At 70.8% G+C, this 14,024-nt stretch carries 17 protein-coding genes; 12 read left to right on the top strand and 5 right to left on the bottom strand.

Annotation, left to right across the window (positions count from 1 at the left end):
- Positions 1–23: 23 nt before the first annotated feature.
- Entirely contained in the window at positions 24–929 is a 906-nt protein-coding gene (locus NUG20_RS07615) for a LysR family transcriptional regulator (RefSeq protein ID WP_263397763.1), read from the bottom strand.
- An 85-nt stretch (positions 930–1,014) separates the two neighbouring features.
- On the opposite strand from NUG20_RS07615, the gene NUG20_RS07610 reads away from it, so the two are divergent.
- On the top strand, positions 1,015–2,223 hold the full coding sequence (locus NUG20_RS07610; RefSeq protein ID WP_263397762.1) for a serine hydrolase domain-containing protein: 1,209 nt from the start codon (positions 1,015–1,017) through the stop codon (positions 2,221–2,223).
- Entirely contained in the window at positions 2,220–3,431 is a 1,212-nt protein-coding gene (locus tag NUG20_RS07605) for an MFS transporter (RefSeq protein ID WP_263397761.1), read from the top strand. The genes NUG20_RS07610 and NUG20_RS07605 overlap by 4 nt, the downstream gene beginning before the upstream one ends.
- Before the next feature lie 172 nt (positions 3,432–3,603).
- Here the strand turns inward: NUG20_RS07605 and NUG20_RS07600 are convergent, their stop codons facing one another.
- Positions 3,604–3,945, bottom strand: a complete 342-nt coding sequence (locus NUG20_RS07600; RefSeq protein ID WP_263397760.1) for a zinc ribbon domain-containing protein YjdM — start codon at positions 3,943–3,945, stop codon at positions 3,604–3,606.
- 104 nt (positions 3,946–4,049) lie between these two features.
- Here NUG20_RS07600 and NUG20_RS07595 point away from each other — a divergent pair, with 104 nt between their 5' ends.
- The 9 genes from NUG20_RS07595 to NUG20_RS07555 all read left to right on the top strand — a co-directional run bounded on the left by NUG20_RS07595 (position 4,050) and on the right by NUG20_RS07555 (position 10,634).
- Entirely contained in the window at positions 4,050–5,003 is a 954-nt protein-coding gene (locus NUG20_RS07595; RefSeq protein WP_263397759.1) for a cation diffusion facilitator family transporter, read from the top strand.
- A 125-nt stretch (positions 5,004–5,128) separates the two neighbouring features.
- Positions 5,129–5,599 carry an FKBP-type peptidyl-prolyl cis-trans isomerase gene (locus NUG20_RS07590; RefSeq protein ID WP_263397758.1) on the top strand — a complete coding sequence of 157 codons (471 nt, stop codon included), beginning with the start codon at positions 5,129–5,131 and terminating at the stop codon, positions 5,597–5,599.
- Positions 5,600–5,749: 150 nt separating this feature from the next.
- The gene (locus NUG20_RS07585) at positions 5,750–7,108 is read left to right on the top strand and encodes an Hsp70 family protein (protein ID WP_263397757.1); all 1,359 of its coding nucleotides are present in this window, start codon (positions 5,750–5,752) and stop codon (positions 7,106–7,108) included.
- A gap of 316 nt (positions 7,109–7,424) precedes the next feature.
- Positions 7,425–8,105, top strand: coding sequence for a class I SAM-dependent methyltransferase (locus NUG20_RS07580; protein WP_263397756.1), 681 nt, complete (start codon positions 7,425–7,427; stop codon positions 8,103–8,105).
- On the top strand, positions 8,102–8,437 hold the full coding sequence (locus NUG20_RS07575) for a YkgJ family cysteine cluster protein (protein WP_263397755.1): 336 nt from the start codon (positions 8,102–8,104) through the stop codon (positions 8,435–8,437). Before NUG20_RS07580 ends, NUG20_RS07575 begins: the two co-directional genes overlap by 4 nt.
- 16 nt (positions 8,438–8,453) lie before the next feature.
- On the top strand, positions 8,454–8,651 hold the full coding sequence (locus NUG20_RS07570; protein ID WP_179563732.1) for a hypothetical protein: 198 nt from the start codon (positions 8,454–8,456) through the stop codon (positions 8,649–8,651).
- A 99-nt stretch (positions 8,652–8,750) separates the two neighbouring features.
- On the top strand, positions 8,751–9,548 hold the full coding sequence (locus tag NUG20_RS07565; protein ID WP_263397754.1) for an EAL domain-containing protein: 798 nt from the start codon (positions 8,751–8,753) through the stop codon (positions 9,546–9,548).
- A 136-nt stretch (positions 9,549–9,684) separates the two neighbouring features.
- Positions 9,685–10,263: a mechanosensitive ion channel family protein gene (locus tag NUG20_RS07560; RefSeq protein ID WP_263397753.1), complete on the top strand. Its 579-nt coding sequence runs from the start codon at positions 9,685–9,687 to the stop codon at positions 10,261–10,263.
- A 98-nt stretch (positions 10,264–10,361) separates the two neighbouring features.
- Complete coding sequence (locus NUG20_RS07555; protein ID WP_263397752.1) at positions 10,362–10,634, top strand: DUF2789 domain-containing protein; 273 nt, start codon at positions 10,362–10,364, stop codon at positions 10,632–10,634.
- Positions 10,635–10,782: 148 nt separating this feature from the next.
- On the opposite strand, the gene NUG20_RS07550 is transcribed toward NUG20_RS07555, so the two are convergent.
- Together NUG20_RS07550 and NUG20_RS07545 are read right to left on the bottom strand one after the other, a co-directional pair.
- Positions 10,783–11,049: a DksA/TraR family C4-type zinc finger protein gene (locus tag NUG20_RS07550; protein WP_263397751.1), complete on the bottom strand. Its 267-nt coding sequence runs from the start codon at positions 11,047–11,049 to the stop codon at positions 10,783–10,785.
- Between the two features lie 241 nt (positions 11,050–11,290).
- Positions 11,291–12,196 carry a LysR family transcriptional regulator gene (locus tag NUG20_RS07545; protein WP_263397750.1) on the bottom strand — a complete coding sequence of 302 codons (906 nt, stop codon included), beginning with the start codon at positions 12,194–12,196 and terminating at the stop codon, positions 11,291–11,293.
- Between the two features lie 252 nt (positions 12,197–12,448).
- Here NUG20_RS07545 and NUG20_RS07540 point away from each other — a divergent pair, with 252 nt between their 5' ends.
- Positions 12,449–13,228: an SDR family NAD(P)-dependent oxidoreductase gene (locus tag NUG20_RS07540; protein ID WP_263397749.1), complete on the top strand. Its 780-nt coding sequence runs from the start codon at positions 12,449–12,451 to the stop codon at positions 13,226–13,228.
- A 225-nt stretch (positions 13,229–13,453) separates the two neighbouring features.
- On the opposite strand, the gene NUG20_RS07535 is transcribed toward NUG20_RS07540, so the two are convergent.
- A complete protein-coding gene (locus NUG20_RS07535; RefSeq protein ID WP_263397748.1) occupies positions 13,454–13,990 on the bottom strand; it encodes a DUF2058 domain-containing protein in 537 nt (178 codons plus the stop codon).
- Between the last annotated feature and the right edge of the window lie 34 nt (positions 13,991–14,024).

Below are 14,024 nucleotides of genomic sequence, written 5' to 3'. Positions count from 1 at the left end.
CGCAGGCCGGCCCGCGCCAGGACCTAAAGGGTCAGCCGCTCGCCGAGAAAATCGATGAACACACGCAGTTTCGGCAGCATGTGCCTGCCCGATGGCCACAGCAGGTGGAAGGTGCCGATGGAATTGACGTGTTCGTCGAGCACCGTGCGCAAGCTGCCGGCCTCCAGTTCCGCGCGCACCGAGTGCTCGGGCAGGAAGGCGACGCCGCAGCCGCGCAGCGCCAGGCTCAGCCGCGTTTCGATGTTGTTGCAGACCATCGATACCGGCAGTTGCAGGCCGGCCGCCGCCGCACCCAGCGGCCACGCTTCCAGGCGCCCGCTGCTGCGGAACCGGTAGTGCAGGCACTGGTGCGCGGCCAGGTCAGCCGGAAGCTGCGGCGTTCCGTGGCGCTGCAGGTAGTCCGGCGAGGCGACCAGGCAACGCCGGAAGCTGCCCAGCCGCCGCGAAGCCAGCCGCGAATCGTCCGGCTCGGCGACACGCAGCACCGCATCGAAGCCTTCCTCGATCACGTCCACCAGGCGATCGTCGAAATCCAGGTCGAGCTGGATCTGCGGATAGGCGCACATGAACCCGGCCAGCGTCGGCAGCAGCACGTTGTTGTTCATCGGCAGGCTGATCCGCAGCCGCCCTTTCGGCGTCCCGGCCAGGCTGCTCAGTTCGCCGCGCGCCGCCTCGGCCTCGGCCAGGATGCGCCGGCAGCGCACCAGGAACAGCTGGCCCTCGGCGGTCAGAGTCAGGCTGCGGGTGCTGCGATGGAACAGGCGCGCGCCCAGCGACTGCTCCAGCCGCGCGACGCTCTTGGCCATCGCCGACGCGGACACGCCCAGCGCCCGCCCGGCTTCGGCGAAACCGCCGCTCTCCACCACCTGTACGAAGCCTCGCAGGCTGCCCAGACTGTCCATCGCACCGCCACCATTGCGGACATTCATGTCCTCACAGCCAGGAACTCTACCCGTCTTTTTCCGCAATCGGCATGCGCCCATGCTGCACCTCCCTCCTCCACGAGTTGCGCCGATGTCCATGTCCTCCGCCGTCGCCACCCCTGCCCCGGCCCAAGCGCCAGCGCTTTCGCCGCAACACGCCGCGCCGCTGGATGCCGCGATCGATGCCGCGCTGCGCCAGCAGCGGCTGGTCGGTGCCGTGGTGCTGGTCGCCCACCGCGGCAGCTGCGTCTACCGCCGCGCCGCCGGCTGGGCCGACCGCGAGGCGCAGCGGCCGATGCGCGAGGACACCACGTTCCGGCTGGCCTCGGTCAGCAAGCTGGTCGTGGCGACGGCCGCGCTGGTCCTGGTCGCGCAGGGCCGGCTGACGCTGGATGCGCCGATCGCGCGCTGGCTGCCGTGGTTCCGTCCCGCATTGGCCGATGGCCGGGTGCCGGACATCAGCCTGCGCCAGTTGCTCAGCCACAGCGCCGGGCTCGGCTACCGCTTCCTCGAACCGGCGCACGGCGCGCATGCGCGTGCCGGCGTCTCCGATGGCATGGACAACAGCGGCCTGAGCCTGGAAGACAACCTGCGCCGCCTCGCCGAGGTGCCGCTGCAGTACCCGCCCGGCACCGGCTGGGGCTATTCGCTGTCGATCGACGTCGCCGGCGCGGTGCTGCAGGCGGCCAGCGGCCAGTCCTTGCCGGCGCTGGTGCGCGAGCTGGTCACCGCGCCGCTGGACATGCACGCCACCGCCTTCCATGCCGAGGACGCGGCCAGCCTGGCCGTGCCCTACGTCAACGGCGATCCGGCGCCGCATCGGCTGGGCGAAGGCGAAATCGTCGCGCCGTTCGCGGACGGCGCCGGCATCGTGTTCCATGCCTCGCGCGCGCTGGACCGCGACGCGTTCGCCTCCGCCGGCGCCGGCATGGTCGGCACCGCCGACGACGTGCTGCGCCTGCTGGAGACGCTGCGCGGCGGCGGCGCGCCGCTGCTGCCGGCCGCGCTGGTGGCCGAGATGGGTCGCGCCCAGGCCGGCGACTTCGGCCCAGCGGATGGGCCCGGCTGGGGCTACGGCCTGGGCTTCGCGGTGCTGCGCGATCCCGCGCCGACCGCGACCCCGGAAGCGCCCGGCAGCTGGCGCTGGGGCGGCGCCTACGGACACGCCTGGTTCGTCGATCCGGCGCGGCAGCTGAGCGTGGTGGCGCTGACCAACACCCTGTACGAAGGCATGTCCGGTGCGTTCGTGGTCGAGCTGCGCGACGCGGTCTACGCCAGCCTGCGCGGGGTGTCGGCATGAGCGGCGACTGCCTCGCGCCGTGCCCGGCCGCGCCCGCTGCGACCGCGCCGCCGGCAACGCGGCGCCTGCCGTGGAGCGGCCTGCTCGCACTGGCCTGCGCCGGCTTCGTCACCATCCTCACCGAAGCGCTGCCGGCCGGCCTGCTGCCGCAGATGGCGGCGGGGCTGGGCGTCGGCGAGGCCTGGGTCGGCCAACTGGTCACCGTCTACGCGCTGGGCTCGCTGCTGGCGGCGATCCCGCTCACCGCCGCCACCCGGCGCTACCGCCGGCGCCCGTTGCTGCTGCTCGCCATCGCCGGCTTCGTGATGGCCAACACGGTCACCGCGGTGTCCGCCAGCTATCCGTTGATCCTGGCCGCGCGCCTGCTCGCCGGAGTCAGCGCCGGGCTGCTGTGGGCGCTGCTGGCCGGCTACGCGAGCCGCATGGTAGCGCCGGCGCAGCAGGGCCGCGCGATCGCGGTGGCGATGGTCGGCACGCCGCTGGCGCTGGCGCTGGGCGTGCCGGCCGGCACCTTGCTCGGGCAGCAGTGGGGCTGGCGCTGGACGTTCGGCGCGATGTCGCTGCTGGGTTTCGGCCTGCTCGGCTGGGCCCGCGCCGCGCTGCCCGACTTCGCCGGCCAGGCAGCGACCGCCGCGCTGCCGCTGCGCCGCGTGCTGGGCCTGCGCGGCATCGCCCAGGTGCTGGCGGTGATGCTGCTGTTCGTGCTCGCGCACAACCTGCTCTACACCTATGTGGCGCCGCTGCTGGCGCTGTCGACCGCGGCGGCCGCGCTGGACCGCTACCTGCTGCTGTTCGGCGTCGCCTCGCTGCTGGGCATCGTCGCGGTGGGCGTGTGGATCGATCGCTGGATGCGGCCGCTGCTGCTGGCCAGCATCGGCCTGTTCGCGCTCGCCGTGCTGGCGATGGCGCTGTGGCCGCGTTCGCCGGCGCTGCTGGCCGCGGCGCTGGCGGTCTGGGGCGTGACGTTCGGCGGCTGCGCCACGCTGTTCCAGACCGCGATCGCGCGCCGTGCCGGCGACGCCGCCGATCTGGCGCAGTCGATGGTGGTCACCGGCTGGAACCTGGCGATCGCCGGCGCCGGCGTGCTCGGCGGCATGGTGCTGCAAGGTTCCGGCGCCGCCGCGCTGCCGTGGGCGGCGCTGGCGCTGCTGGTGCTGGCATGGGCGTTCGCGCAGCGCCGGCACGGCTGGGCGAACGCCGGCGCTTGAGCAGGGCCGGCACGGCCGACGCGCGTGCTGTCCGTGGCGTCGGCGATCGCTGGCGCCACGGGCCGTCGCCGGTCCACGGCCGCGACGCCCGCGGCCATGCGCGACGACCGTCGTGCGGCGCGCCGCTGCACGCAGCGCGCGACGATCTCGGCGCGCGCCTTTGTACCGCGACTCAAGCCTTGCGCAGGAAGCAGGTCTTCAGCACCAGGCCCTTGATCTTGTCCGAATGGCCTTCGATGTGTTCGGCATCGTCCTCGACCAGACGGATGCCGCGGATCACCGTGCCCTGCTTGAGCGGGATCGACGAGCCCTTGACCTTCAGGTCCTTGATCACCACCACCGTGTCGCCGGCCTGCAGCACGTTGCCGTTGCTGTCGCGTACCACCGTCGCCGTGGCGGCAGCGCTGTCGGCTGCAGTCGGCCACTCGTGACCGCAGTCGGCGCAGATCCACATCGCTCCGTCGACATAGGTGTTCTGCAGGGTGCATTGCGGACAGGCGGGTGCGGCAGGCATGGCATTCCTTGATACGGCGACGACGGCAGGACGGCTATTGTAGCCGCCCGCTCCGCGCCGCCTCGCGCTGCCGCGGCCCAGGCCGCCTCTGCGCAGGAATGCCCATGTCCGCCGCTTCCGGATCCCGCCTTGCGATCTACGCCGCGCTCGCCGGCAATCTCGCCATCGCCATCGCCAAGTTCGTCGCCGCCGCGCTGTCCGGCAGCTCGGCGATGCTCAGCGAGGGCGTGCACTCGCTGGTGGACACGGTCAACGAACTGTTGCTGCTGTACGGCCTGCGCCGCGCCGCGCGGCCGGCCGATGCCACGCATCCGTTCGGCTATGGGCGCGAACTGTATTTCTGGAGTTTCATCGTCGCCCTGCTGGTGTTCGCGCTCGGCGCCGGGGTCTCGCTGTACGAAGGCATCGCCCATCTGCGCAATCCGGAACCGGCCGGCAGCCACACGCTCAACTACGTGGTGCTGGGCCTGTCGATGCTGTTCGAAGGCGGCTCGTGGTGGGTGTCGCTGCGCGAGTTCCGCGCACGCAAGGGCGCCATGGGCTACGTGCGGGCGTTCCGCGAGAGCAAGGACCCGAGCCTGTTCACCGTGCTGCTGGAGGACAGCGCCGCGCTGATCGGCCTGCTGATCGCGATGCTCGGCCTGCTGGCCGCGCAATGGCTGCAGATGCCGGAGCTGGACGGCGTGGCCTCCATCGGCATCGCCGCGGTGCTCGCATGCTCGGCCTTCCTGCTGGCGCGCGAGAGCAAGGGCCTGCTGATCGGCGAGCCGGCGGCGCGCCCGTTGAGCGACGCATTGCGCCGCATCGCCGGCGCCGATCCGGACGTGCGTGCGGTCAACGGCGTGCTGAGCGTGCAGATGGGGCCGGAGCAGGTGGTCGCCGCGCTCAGCGCCGAGTTCGAGGACCAGCGCAGCACCGCGCAGATCGAAGCCTGCATCGAGCGCATCGAACGCGCCGCGCGCGCCGAGCATCCGGAACTGCAGGCGCTGTTCGTCAAACCGCAGACGCCTGCGGCCTGGCAGGCGCGGCGCAGCGCCCTGCGCGCGCCGCCCGCCTGAACGCGCGACCGGCGCGCCGACTTGCGATCCGCCGCCGCTTTTCGTTAGGGTATCCGGGTAGCACCTCTCATCGCGCTGTGACTGTGCCGGCGTATCCCACTTCTTCCCAATGAATGAGGTTTCCCATGGAGATCGCCAATGGTCTTGTCGCCACCATCCACTACACCCTGACCGACGATGCGGGCGAGGTGATCGACCAGTCCGCGCCGGACAATCCGCTGAGCTATCTGCACGGCGCCGGCAACATCGTGCCCGGGCTGGAAAAGGCGCTGACCGGCAAGCGTCCCGGCGAGCGCGTGCAGGTCGACGTGATCCCGGCCGAAGGCTACGGCCCGCGCCACGAGCAGTTGAAGCAGCAGGTGCCGCGCAGCTCGTTCCCGGATGCCGAGGGCCTGGAGCCCGGCATGCAGTTCCAGGCGCAGACCGACCAGGGTCCGCTGCTGGTCACGGTCGCCGAGGTCGGCCCGGAACTGGTGACCATCGACGGCAACCATCCGCTGGCCGGGCAGGTGCTGCATTTCGCGGTGGAAGTGGCCGGCGTGCGCGAGGCCACCGAGCAGGAAAAGAACCAGGGCCACGCCGGCGCGGCGCTGTAACCGCCCGCAGCGAGCGCTGGATCCGTACGAGGCCCGCCATCGCGGGCCTCGTGCATTTGCGGCACCGTGCCGCCGCCGGCACGGTGACCGGCTTGCGCCGCGCTGCGGCTTGCCGCACAGTGCGCGGCCCCCTGCCCGGCCCGCAGCGCGATGAGACTCGGCATCGATTTCGGCACCAGCAACTCCGCCGCCGCCGCGGTCGTGGACGGCCGCGTGGTGCCGATCGGCTTCGGCGACCAGCACCAGTTCCGCACCACGGTGTACTTCCCTGAGGTGATGCGCGATCCGTCCGATTTCGAGCTGACCCCGGCGCTGGAACGGCAGGTGGACGAACTGATCGAAGCCGGCCGCCGCGATGCGACCGCCGCCGGGCGCGAACGCAGCCGCGACGAACTGCGCCGCGACGCGATCCGCGTGGTGCGCCGGCAATGGATGGAAGCGCAGATGCGCGAGCCGCGCAGTTCCGCGGCGCTGCTGCAGAACGCGGTGTACGGCGACGCGGCGCTGGACGCGTATTTCGTCGAAGGCGAAGGCAGCCTGGTGCAGAGCCCGAAATCGATGCTCGGCTACAACCTGCATCCGCGCGCCAGGCAGACCATCACCGGCATCGCCACGCACATCCTCGAACACATCCGCCTGACCGCCTCGCAGCAACTCGGACTGCAGGTGCGCAGCGCGCTGCTCGGGCGTCCGGTGCAGTTCCGCAGCTCGATCGGCGAAGCCGGCAACGCGCAGGCGCTGGAAATCCTGCACAGCGCCGCGCTCGCCGCCGGCTTCGACGACATCGCGTTCCTGGAAGAACCCGCCGCCGCGGCGATGCACTACCACGCCGGCAGCGGCGAGCGCCACGACGCGGTGGTGGTGGACATCGGTGGTGGCACCACCGACATCGCCCATGCCAGCGTCGGCGGCGACGGCGCGCCGGACGTGCACCGCGCCTGGGGCATCGCCCGCGGCGGCACCGACATCGACCTGGCGCTGAGCCTGGCCAGCTACATGCCGCTGTTCGGCCGCGGCATCACCCGCGTGCCGACGCACCACTACGTGGAAGCGGCGATGGTGCAGGACACCACCCGCCAGCGCGATTTCCGCCAGCACCGCTACGACGAGGTGCCGCGTCCCTACGACACCCGGCTGCAAGCGCTGCAGGACACCGGCAACACCGCGCGCCTGTACCGCGCGGTGGAACGCAGCAAGATCCGCCTCAGCGACAGCGCGCAGCACGACGAGGCGCTGGACTACATCGAAACCGGGCTGCAGGTGCGGATCCGCGCAGACGAACTGGCCCATGCCGCGCGCAGCTATCTGGACGCGCTGGGCGAACTGCTCGCGCAGGTCCGCAGCGACATCGGCCGCGATCCGGCGGCGGTGTTCCTGACCGGCGGCATGTCGCGCGCCGGCTACATCCAGCAGGTGGTCGCCGCCGCGTTCCCGCAGGCGCGCCTGGTGCATGGCGACCCCTCGTTCGGCGTGGTCCAGGGCCTGGCCCTGGCTGCCGCGCAGCCCTGAGCGCAGCGGACCGCACGCAGCGCTGCGCGGCCTGGCGCTTCGCACGCGCGGCGGGACTCTCGCATTGCGCCGGCGCCGCAGCGGATGCCGCAGCACCGCCGCGGCGGCGATCGCGGCGCGCCGCGGCCAGCGTGCACGCAATCGCTAGCGCAGGTTCCGTTCATACGCAAGGGGCGCGACTGGCGTAATATGCGCGGTCACGCTTCAGCGTCACGTTCCTACACGCGTCTCGTCCGGCCGTTTCTGTCGCCCGACTCGCCCCTCTTCTCGCGCCAGCCTCCGTCCCGCTTTCGGGCCGGACCCATCGGGAGCGCCTGTGTCCGGCTACGCCACCCAGATTCAAACGCTCAACCTGGGCGGCCAGGACTATCGCATCCGTTCGCTGCTCGATATCCAACAGTTCTCCGATCCCGACGCGCTGGCCGAAGACGCCGGCATCTCTTCGGCGCAATGGAGCCTGTTCGGCAACGTTTGGCCGGCCGGCCGCCTGCTCGCCGAAGCGATGGCGCTGTACGACGTCGCCGGCAAGCGCGTGCTGGAGATCGGTTGCGGCCTCGGCCTGGCCAGCCTGGTGCTGCGCCGCCGCGGCGCCGACATCGTCGCCAGCGACCGCCACCCGCTGACCGAGGTATTCCTTGCCTACAACGCCGCACTCAACGACATGCCCGCCGTGCCGTACCGCCGTCTCGACTGGGACCAGCCCAATCCCGACCTCGGCCGTTTCGACGTGATCATCGGCAGCGACGTGCTGTACGAACACCAGCATCCGACGTTGCTCGCCGACCTGCTGGCGCGGCACGCCACGGCCAGCGCGGAAGTGCTGATCGCCGATCCGGGCCGCGGCAACAGCGCGGCGCTGACCCGCGCGCTGGCCACGCAGGGCTACGCGCTCAGCGAACAGCGCGAAATGCCGCTGGGTCCGGACGATCTGCCGCCCTACCGCGGCCGCGTGCTGCGTTTTCGGCGCGACGTCGCGCCCACCGGTGACGCCACTTGAGCGCGCACCAGCCGACGCCCCGCGCCGCAGCCGAAAAATCCGTCGCCTGCGATCGCTGCGACGCGATCTGCTGCCGCCTGACCGTGCTGCTGATGCCCGGCGACAACGTCCCCGAGCACTACACCGAGCACACCGCCGAAGGCCTGCACGTGATGGCGCGCGACGAAGACGGCTGGTGCGTGGCGGTGGACAACAAGCGCATGTGCTGTTCGATCTACGAACAGCGCCCGGCAATCTGCCGCAAGTTCACGATGGCCGGCCCGTATTGCCGCGACATCCGCCGCATCCACAACGACCAGTTGGCGCGCGGCATTCCCCTGACGATGTACTGATTCCAGGAGATCCACCATGGCACGTCCCACCAGCAAGACCCCACCCCCGACCGCCAAGACCGCACGCAGCGGCGCCGGCGACAAGGCGCAGAAAGGCCTCAGCCGCGAGCGTATCGAGGCCGACATGGCCGCGTTCCGCAAGGCCGGCGGCCGCGTCGAAGTGCTCGGCACCACCCGCGTGCTGAAGAAAGTCGACGAAGCCGAAGCCGGCTGAGCAGGCGCGCTGCGGCAACGCCGCAGCCGATGTCGGCGCCGTCTTCACGGCGCCGGCCGATAATCGGGCCTCACCCCACCCTAGCGGTAGACGCACGGCATGCTCCTGCGATCCCTCTCCGCTGAACTGGGCCAGCTGGCCTGCGGCAACTGCCGCGATGGCGAACCGCTCGACTTCGGCATCCGCATGGCGTTCCAGCCGATCGTCGATGCGCACACCCGTACGATCTACGCCTACGAGGCGCTGGTGCGCGGCGAGGACGGCAGCAGCGCGGCCACGGTGCTGGCACGGGTGCGGCCGCAGCAGCTGTACCGCTTCGACCAGACCTGCCGGGTGCAGGCCATCGCCACCGCCGCGCGGCTGGGCCTGCGCACCCGCCTGTCGATCAACTTCATTCCCAATGCGGTCTACGAACCGGCGACCTGCATCCGCCTGACCCTGGCCGCGGCCGAGCACTACGGCGTGCCGACCGGCGACCTGATCTTCGAGATGAGCGAGTCCGAGCGCATCCGCGACCTGCCCAAGGTGGTGCGGATCCTGCGCGACTACGCGCAGCGCGGATTCCTGACCGCGATCGACGACTTCGGCGCCGGCCACTCCGGACTCACCCTGCTCGCCGAGTTCCAGCCGCACCTGCTCAAGCTGGACATGGCGCTGATCCGCGGCATCGACGCCAGCGCGCCGCGCCGGCACATCGTCGCCAGCATCGTCGGCCTGGCCGCGGCACTGGGCTGCAGGGTGCTCGCCGAAGGCGTTGAGACGCCTGCCGAATACCGCGCGCTGCGTGCCCTGGGCATCGACCTGTACCAAGGCTTCCTGTTCGCGATGCCGGCGCTGGAAGCGCTGCCGCAGATCTCCGCCGAACGTTGGGACACGCTGGAACAGGAGGCCTGCTGAGTCAGGCGCTGCACGGCGCCGCCGACGCGCTGGCGCCGCTGCGGTAGCGAGGCATCGGCTTCGCCGCACCAGCGCACTTGCCCGACACGGCGACGATTGCGACCATCGCGCCTCCCCCGCCACGCCGAAACCGCCGATGTCCTCGTTCCACGCCATGCTGCCGCCCTGGGTCCATCGCTGGCTCGACCTGATCGTGCCGAGCGCGCAGGTCGCGCTGATCGTGATCGCCGCATGGCTGCTGCGCACGCTGCTGCGGCGGCTGATCCGGCGCCTGGGCACGCACTACGCATTGCCGCCGGAGTTGGTGATGATGGCGCGCCGCGGCAGCGGCTTCGTGATCTACACCGCGGCGTTGCTGATGATCCTGGACCGGCTCGGCGTGTCCGGCACCGTGCTGTGGACCGCGTTCACCGGCTTCGCCGCGGTGGCGGCGGTGGCGTTCTTCGCGGCCTGGAGCGTGCTGTCGAACATCTTCTGCACGCTGCTGATCTTCACCACGCGGCCGTTCCGCCTGCTCGACCACATCGAGCTGCTCGAGAACGGCGAAAAGCCCGGACTCAAGGGCCAGGTGATCGACATCAACCTGATCTACACCACGCTGCACGAGGACCGCGGCGACGAGCGCGACAGCGTGCTGCAGATCCCCAACAGCCTGTTCTTCCAGCGCAGCGTGCGGCGCTGGCGCGGCCACCCGGTGCCGCCGGGGCTGGGCTAGCAAGCGCACGTCCTAACAAGACACTGATCGGCGCATCGGTATCGTTGCCGGTCAGCCCGCCGCCGTGCGACGCGCCCTCCCTGCCGACAAGGTCTCCCATGGAACATCCCGTCCACCCGTTTGCCGAACTGTTCGCCCAGTTGGGCCTGCCCAACAGCGAAACCGAGATCCGCCAGTTCATCGCCCGCCACTCGCCGCTGCCGGACACGATGCGCTTGGAAGAGGCGCCGTTCTGGACCCCGGCGCAGGCGCAGCTGCTGCGCGAGGAGCGCCTGGACGATGCCGACTGGGCGATGGTGGTCGATCAGCTCAACATCGCCCTGCACTCGCGGCCGGTGCCGCCGGTCAGCAGCGCCGCCAACGACGACTGAGCCTCTGAGGCGTCAGCCAGCCCGAGCGATCGCGCCACGCTGACGCACGGACGCAGCGGAAGCGCAAAGAACGGCACCCGGCCGCGGTGCGCAAAATCAGCTCTGCGTTTGAGGGCTGGCAACCGAACGCGATCCGTCCGTAAATGCCCTAGCGCAGCTGGCTGTCCTTGCTGCCGCGGCGGTTGTAGCCGCTGTGTTCGTGCTGCTCGCGGTCGTGCGCTTCCTGGCACGCCACGCACAGGCGCACGCCCGGCACCGCCTTGCGCCGCGCCTCGGGAATCGGCGCATCGCAGTCCTCGCACCGGGCCAGGCTCGGCCCCTGCGGCAATTGGCTGCGCGCGCGCTTGATCGCATCTTCCACGGTGGCGTCGATCTGGTCCTGCACCGCCCCGTCGTTTGCCCATCCGGTCGCCATCGGCGTCTCCGCTGTGTTGCCTGCCTGGATGATGCGGCCGTTGCCCGCCGATGCAATGAAGGGCGGCTTCACATTGCCGATGCGTTCAGCGGTTGGGTTATTCGGGACTCGGGACGAGGGACTCGGGACTCGGCAAAACCTCGGAACTCGCGGCTGCTGAGAAACGCTCGCCTCACCTGGCCACTCGTCAGTCGTCATGACCGCGAGTCCCGAGTCCCGAATCCCCAGTCCCGGCACCCAATCAGCGCCCCGCCAGAAACCCCTGCAACCGCGGCACCACGAAATCCAGGAACACGCGCACGCGCTGCGGCAGTCGCGGGCCGCCGCGGTACAGCGCGTGGATCTCCTCGGTATCGCCTTGCACCGCCTCGCGCAGCACTTCCACCAGGCGGCCCGCCGCCAGGTCGTCGCGCACGTGGTAGTCGCCCAGCCGCGCCAGGCCGATGCCGGCGACGGCCATGCGCCGCACCGTTTCGCCGTTGTTGGCCAGCAGCGCGCCCTGCACCGTGCGGTCGACGATGCGGCCGCTGTGCGCGAGCGGCCACACCGGCGCGGCGCGGCGGAAGTTGAAGCCCAGGCAGCTGTGCCGGGACAGCTCGTCGATGCTGCACGGCGTGCCGTGGCGCGCCAGATACGCCGGCGCGGCGACGATCTTGCGGCGCGCCACGCCGACCGGCCGCGCCATCATGCTCGAATCCTGCAAGGCGCCGACGCGGAACGCGACGTCGGTGCGGTCCAGATATAGATCGACCATCTCGTCGGACAGCGAAAGATCCACCACGATCTGCGGATGCGCCTGCCAGAACGCGGGCAGCACCGGCTCCAGGCCGAGAATGCCGAACGCCACCGACGCGTTGACCCGCACGCTGCCGCCGGCGCTGGCCGCGCCACGCCCGAGCTCGCGCTCCACGTCGTCGAGTTCGGCGAGCAGCGACAGGCTGCGTTCGTAGTAGACCTGGCCTTCGGCGGTCAGCGACAGACGCCGGGTCGAGCGCTCGAGCAGGCGCACGCCCAGGCGGGTCTCGACCCGGCCGATCAGCTTGCTGACCGTGGACGGAGTCATGCGCAAAAGGCGCGCGGCGGCCGAGAAACTGCCGGCATCCACGACCCGCAGGAACACCTGCATCTCGCCAACCCGATTGTCCATTGCGCCGACCTGTGAATTCGTTTCACGGATCATAGGCGGGCGCGGCGGATTATCAAATCCGCCATTGCGGCCTATCGTCGCCCCTACCCAGCGGCGTGCATGCCCTCTGCAGTGAGCCGCCTTTTCAGGCCGGCAACCGCCGGCGATGTTCGCGGCGGCCATGCATGACGGGCTTCCGGCCGCATGCGTTTCAGCCTTTGCGCCCACCACAGCCCGCGCCGCTTTCTCTCACCCTTAAAGAAGGATGTCCCCATGGACCTGCAACTCGACGGCAAGACCGTCCTCGTCACCGGCGCGACCGCCGGCATCGGCCTGGCCATCGCCCGCATGCTCGCCGCCGAAGGCGCCGAGGTGATCATCTGCGGCCGCAACCAGGCCAATCTGGACGCCGCCGCCGGCGCGATCGGCGGCAAGGTGCGCGGCGTGCTCGCCGACCCGGCGACCGCGCAGGGCGCACAGGCGCTCACCGCCGCGGTGCCGCAGGTCGATGTGCTGGTCAACAACCTGGGCATCTACGAATCCAAGGAATTCGGCGCGATCAGCGACGCGGACTGGATGCGCTTCTTCGAGGTCAACGTGCTCAGCGGCGCGCGCCTGGCCCGGCACTACCTGCCCGGCATGCTGGCGCGCGACTGGGGCCGGATCATCTTCATTTCCAGCGAAAGCGCGGTGCTGGTGCCGCCCAACATGATCCACTACGGCATGACCAAGACCGCGCAGCTGGCGATCTCGCGCGGCCTGGCGGCGACCACCAAGGGCACCCGCGTCACCGTCAACGCCGTATTGCCGGGCACCACGCGCTCGGCCGGCATTGAGGACTTCATGCGCAGCGTCGCCAGCGATCCGGACATGGCGCCGGCGGACATGGAGCGCGAGTATTTCGCCAAGGAACGCGCCAGCTCGCTGATCCAGCGCATGATCGAACCCGAAGAGGTCGCCAGCCTGGTCGCCTACGTGGCCAGCCCGCTGTCGGCGGCGACCAACGGCGCGGCCCTGCGCGTGGACGGCGGTATCACCCCGACCATCGTCTGACGCGCGACGCGGCGCGCGCGCAGGCTCTGACAATGCATCGATGCAATGCGCGCAGGCGCTGCTCGATGCAGCGTTCCGGATTCCGGTGATCGCCGACGATCCCGACGCGTTGCGCGCGGCGCTGTGCGGAGGCCTGCATGCGCGCTTCGACATCGCCCACGCCGCACGTCGCACGTCTCCGCACACGCTGCACGCCGCGCGATGGCGGGCGCGGCGCTGCCGCGGCTACCAGATCAGGTCGTCCGGCACCTGGAAGCGGCTGTAGTAGGCGTCGTCCTCGTCGCCGGCGGCCGGCGCGGACTGCGTGGTGTCCAGCACGATCGCCGCAGGATCGCGGCTGGCCACCTTTTCCACCACCGCGCGCGGGATCGGCACATAGCCGGCGTCCAGCCGCGCGATCACCACGGCGCCGCTGATCAGCTGCGCGCGCAGCGCCGCATCCACCCGCAGTCGCTGGATCTTGCCGGCATCGGTGAAGTGGTAGTCGATCTCGCCATCGGCCTTGAGCTTGTTGCTGTCGACGATCTGCCGCGCCTGCGCGCGTTGCTCCTGCGCACGCGCCTGCGCGTTGCGCTCGGCGGCCAGTGCGCGATCGCGTTCCACCCGCTCCAGCCGCAGTCGCTCGCTTTCCAGCTGCTCGGCGCTGGGCGGCGGCGGCGCCTTGCCGTGGCGCGCCTTGGCCTGCTCGCGCGCGACCTGCGCCACCTGGTTCTTCTTCACCAGGCCGGCCTTGAGCAGTTGTTCCTGCAGGGGATTGCGCATCGGGAAAATCCAGTCGATCCAAGACGTTGGCCGC

The organism is Xanthomonas sp. CFBP 8443 (genome assembly GCF_025666195.1).
GTDB lineage: Bacteria > Pseudomonadota > Gammaproteobacteria > Xanthomonadales > Xanthomonadaceae > Xanthomonas_A.
Note: the sequence above shows the minus strand (reverse complement) of the source record. Positions and strands in the feature narration are given on the sequence as shown.

Coding starts and splice junctions, on each gene's coding strand:
- NUG20_RS07615 (WP_263397763.1), bottom strand. CDS start 929: ATGAATGTCCGCAATGGTGGCGGTGCGATGGACAGTCTGGGCAGCCTG.
- NUG20_RS07610 (WP_263397762.1), top strand. CDS start 1,015: ATGTCCATGTCCTCCGCCGTCGCCACCCCTGCCCCGGCCCAAGCGCCA.
- NUG20_RS07605 (WP_263397761.1), top strand. CDS start 2,220: ATGAGCGGCGACTGCCTCGCGCCGTGCCCGGCCGCGCCCGCTGCGACC.
- NUG20_RS07600 (WP_263397760.1), bottom strand. CDS start 3,945: ATGCCTGCCGCACCCGCCTGTCCGCAATGCACCCTGCAGAACACCTAT.
- NUG20_RS07595 (WP_263397759.1), top strand. CDS start 4,050: ATGTCCGCCGCTTCCGGATCCCGCCTTGCGATCTACGCCGCGCTCGCC.
- NUG20_RS07590 (WP_263397758.1), top strand. CDS start 5,129: ATGGAGATCGCCAATGGTCTTGTCGCCACCATCCACTACACCCTGACC.
- NUG20_RS07585 (WP_263397757.1), top strand. CDS start 5,750: ATGAGACTCGGCATCGATTTCGGCACCAGCAACTCCGCCGCCGCCGCG.
- NUG20_RS07570 (WP_179563732.1), top strand. CDS start 8,454: ATGGCACGTCCCACCAGCAAGACCCCACCCCCGACCGCCAAGACCGCA.
- NUG20_RS07565 (WP_263397754.1), top strand. CDS start 8,751: ATGCTCCTGCGATCCCTCTCCGCTGAACTGGGCCAGCTGGCCTGCGGC.
- NUG20_RS07560 (WP_263397753.1), top strand. CDS start 9,685: ATGTCCTCGTTCCACGCCATGCTGCCGCCCTGGGTCCATCGCTGGCTC.
- NUG20_RS07555 (WP_263397752.1), top strand. CDS start 10,362: ATGGAACATCCCGTCCACCCGTTTGCCGAACTGTTCGCCCAGTTGGGC.
- NUG20_RS07550 (WP_263397751.1), bottom strand. CDS start 11,049: ATGGCGACCGGATGGGCAAACGACGGGGCGGTGCAGGACCAGATCGAC.
- NUG20_RS07545 (WP_263397750.1), bottom strand. CDS start 12,196: ATGGACAATCGGGTTGGCGAGATGCAGGTGTTCCTGCGGGTCGTGGAT.
- NUG20_RS07540 (WP_263397749.1), top strand. CDS start 12,449: ATGGACCTGCAACTCGACGGCAAGACCGTCCTCGTCACCGGCGCGACC.
- NUG20_RS07535 (WP_263397748.1), bottom strand. CDS start 13,990: ATGCGCAATCCCCTGCAGGAACAACTGCTCAAGGCCGGCCTGGTGAAG.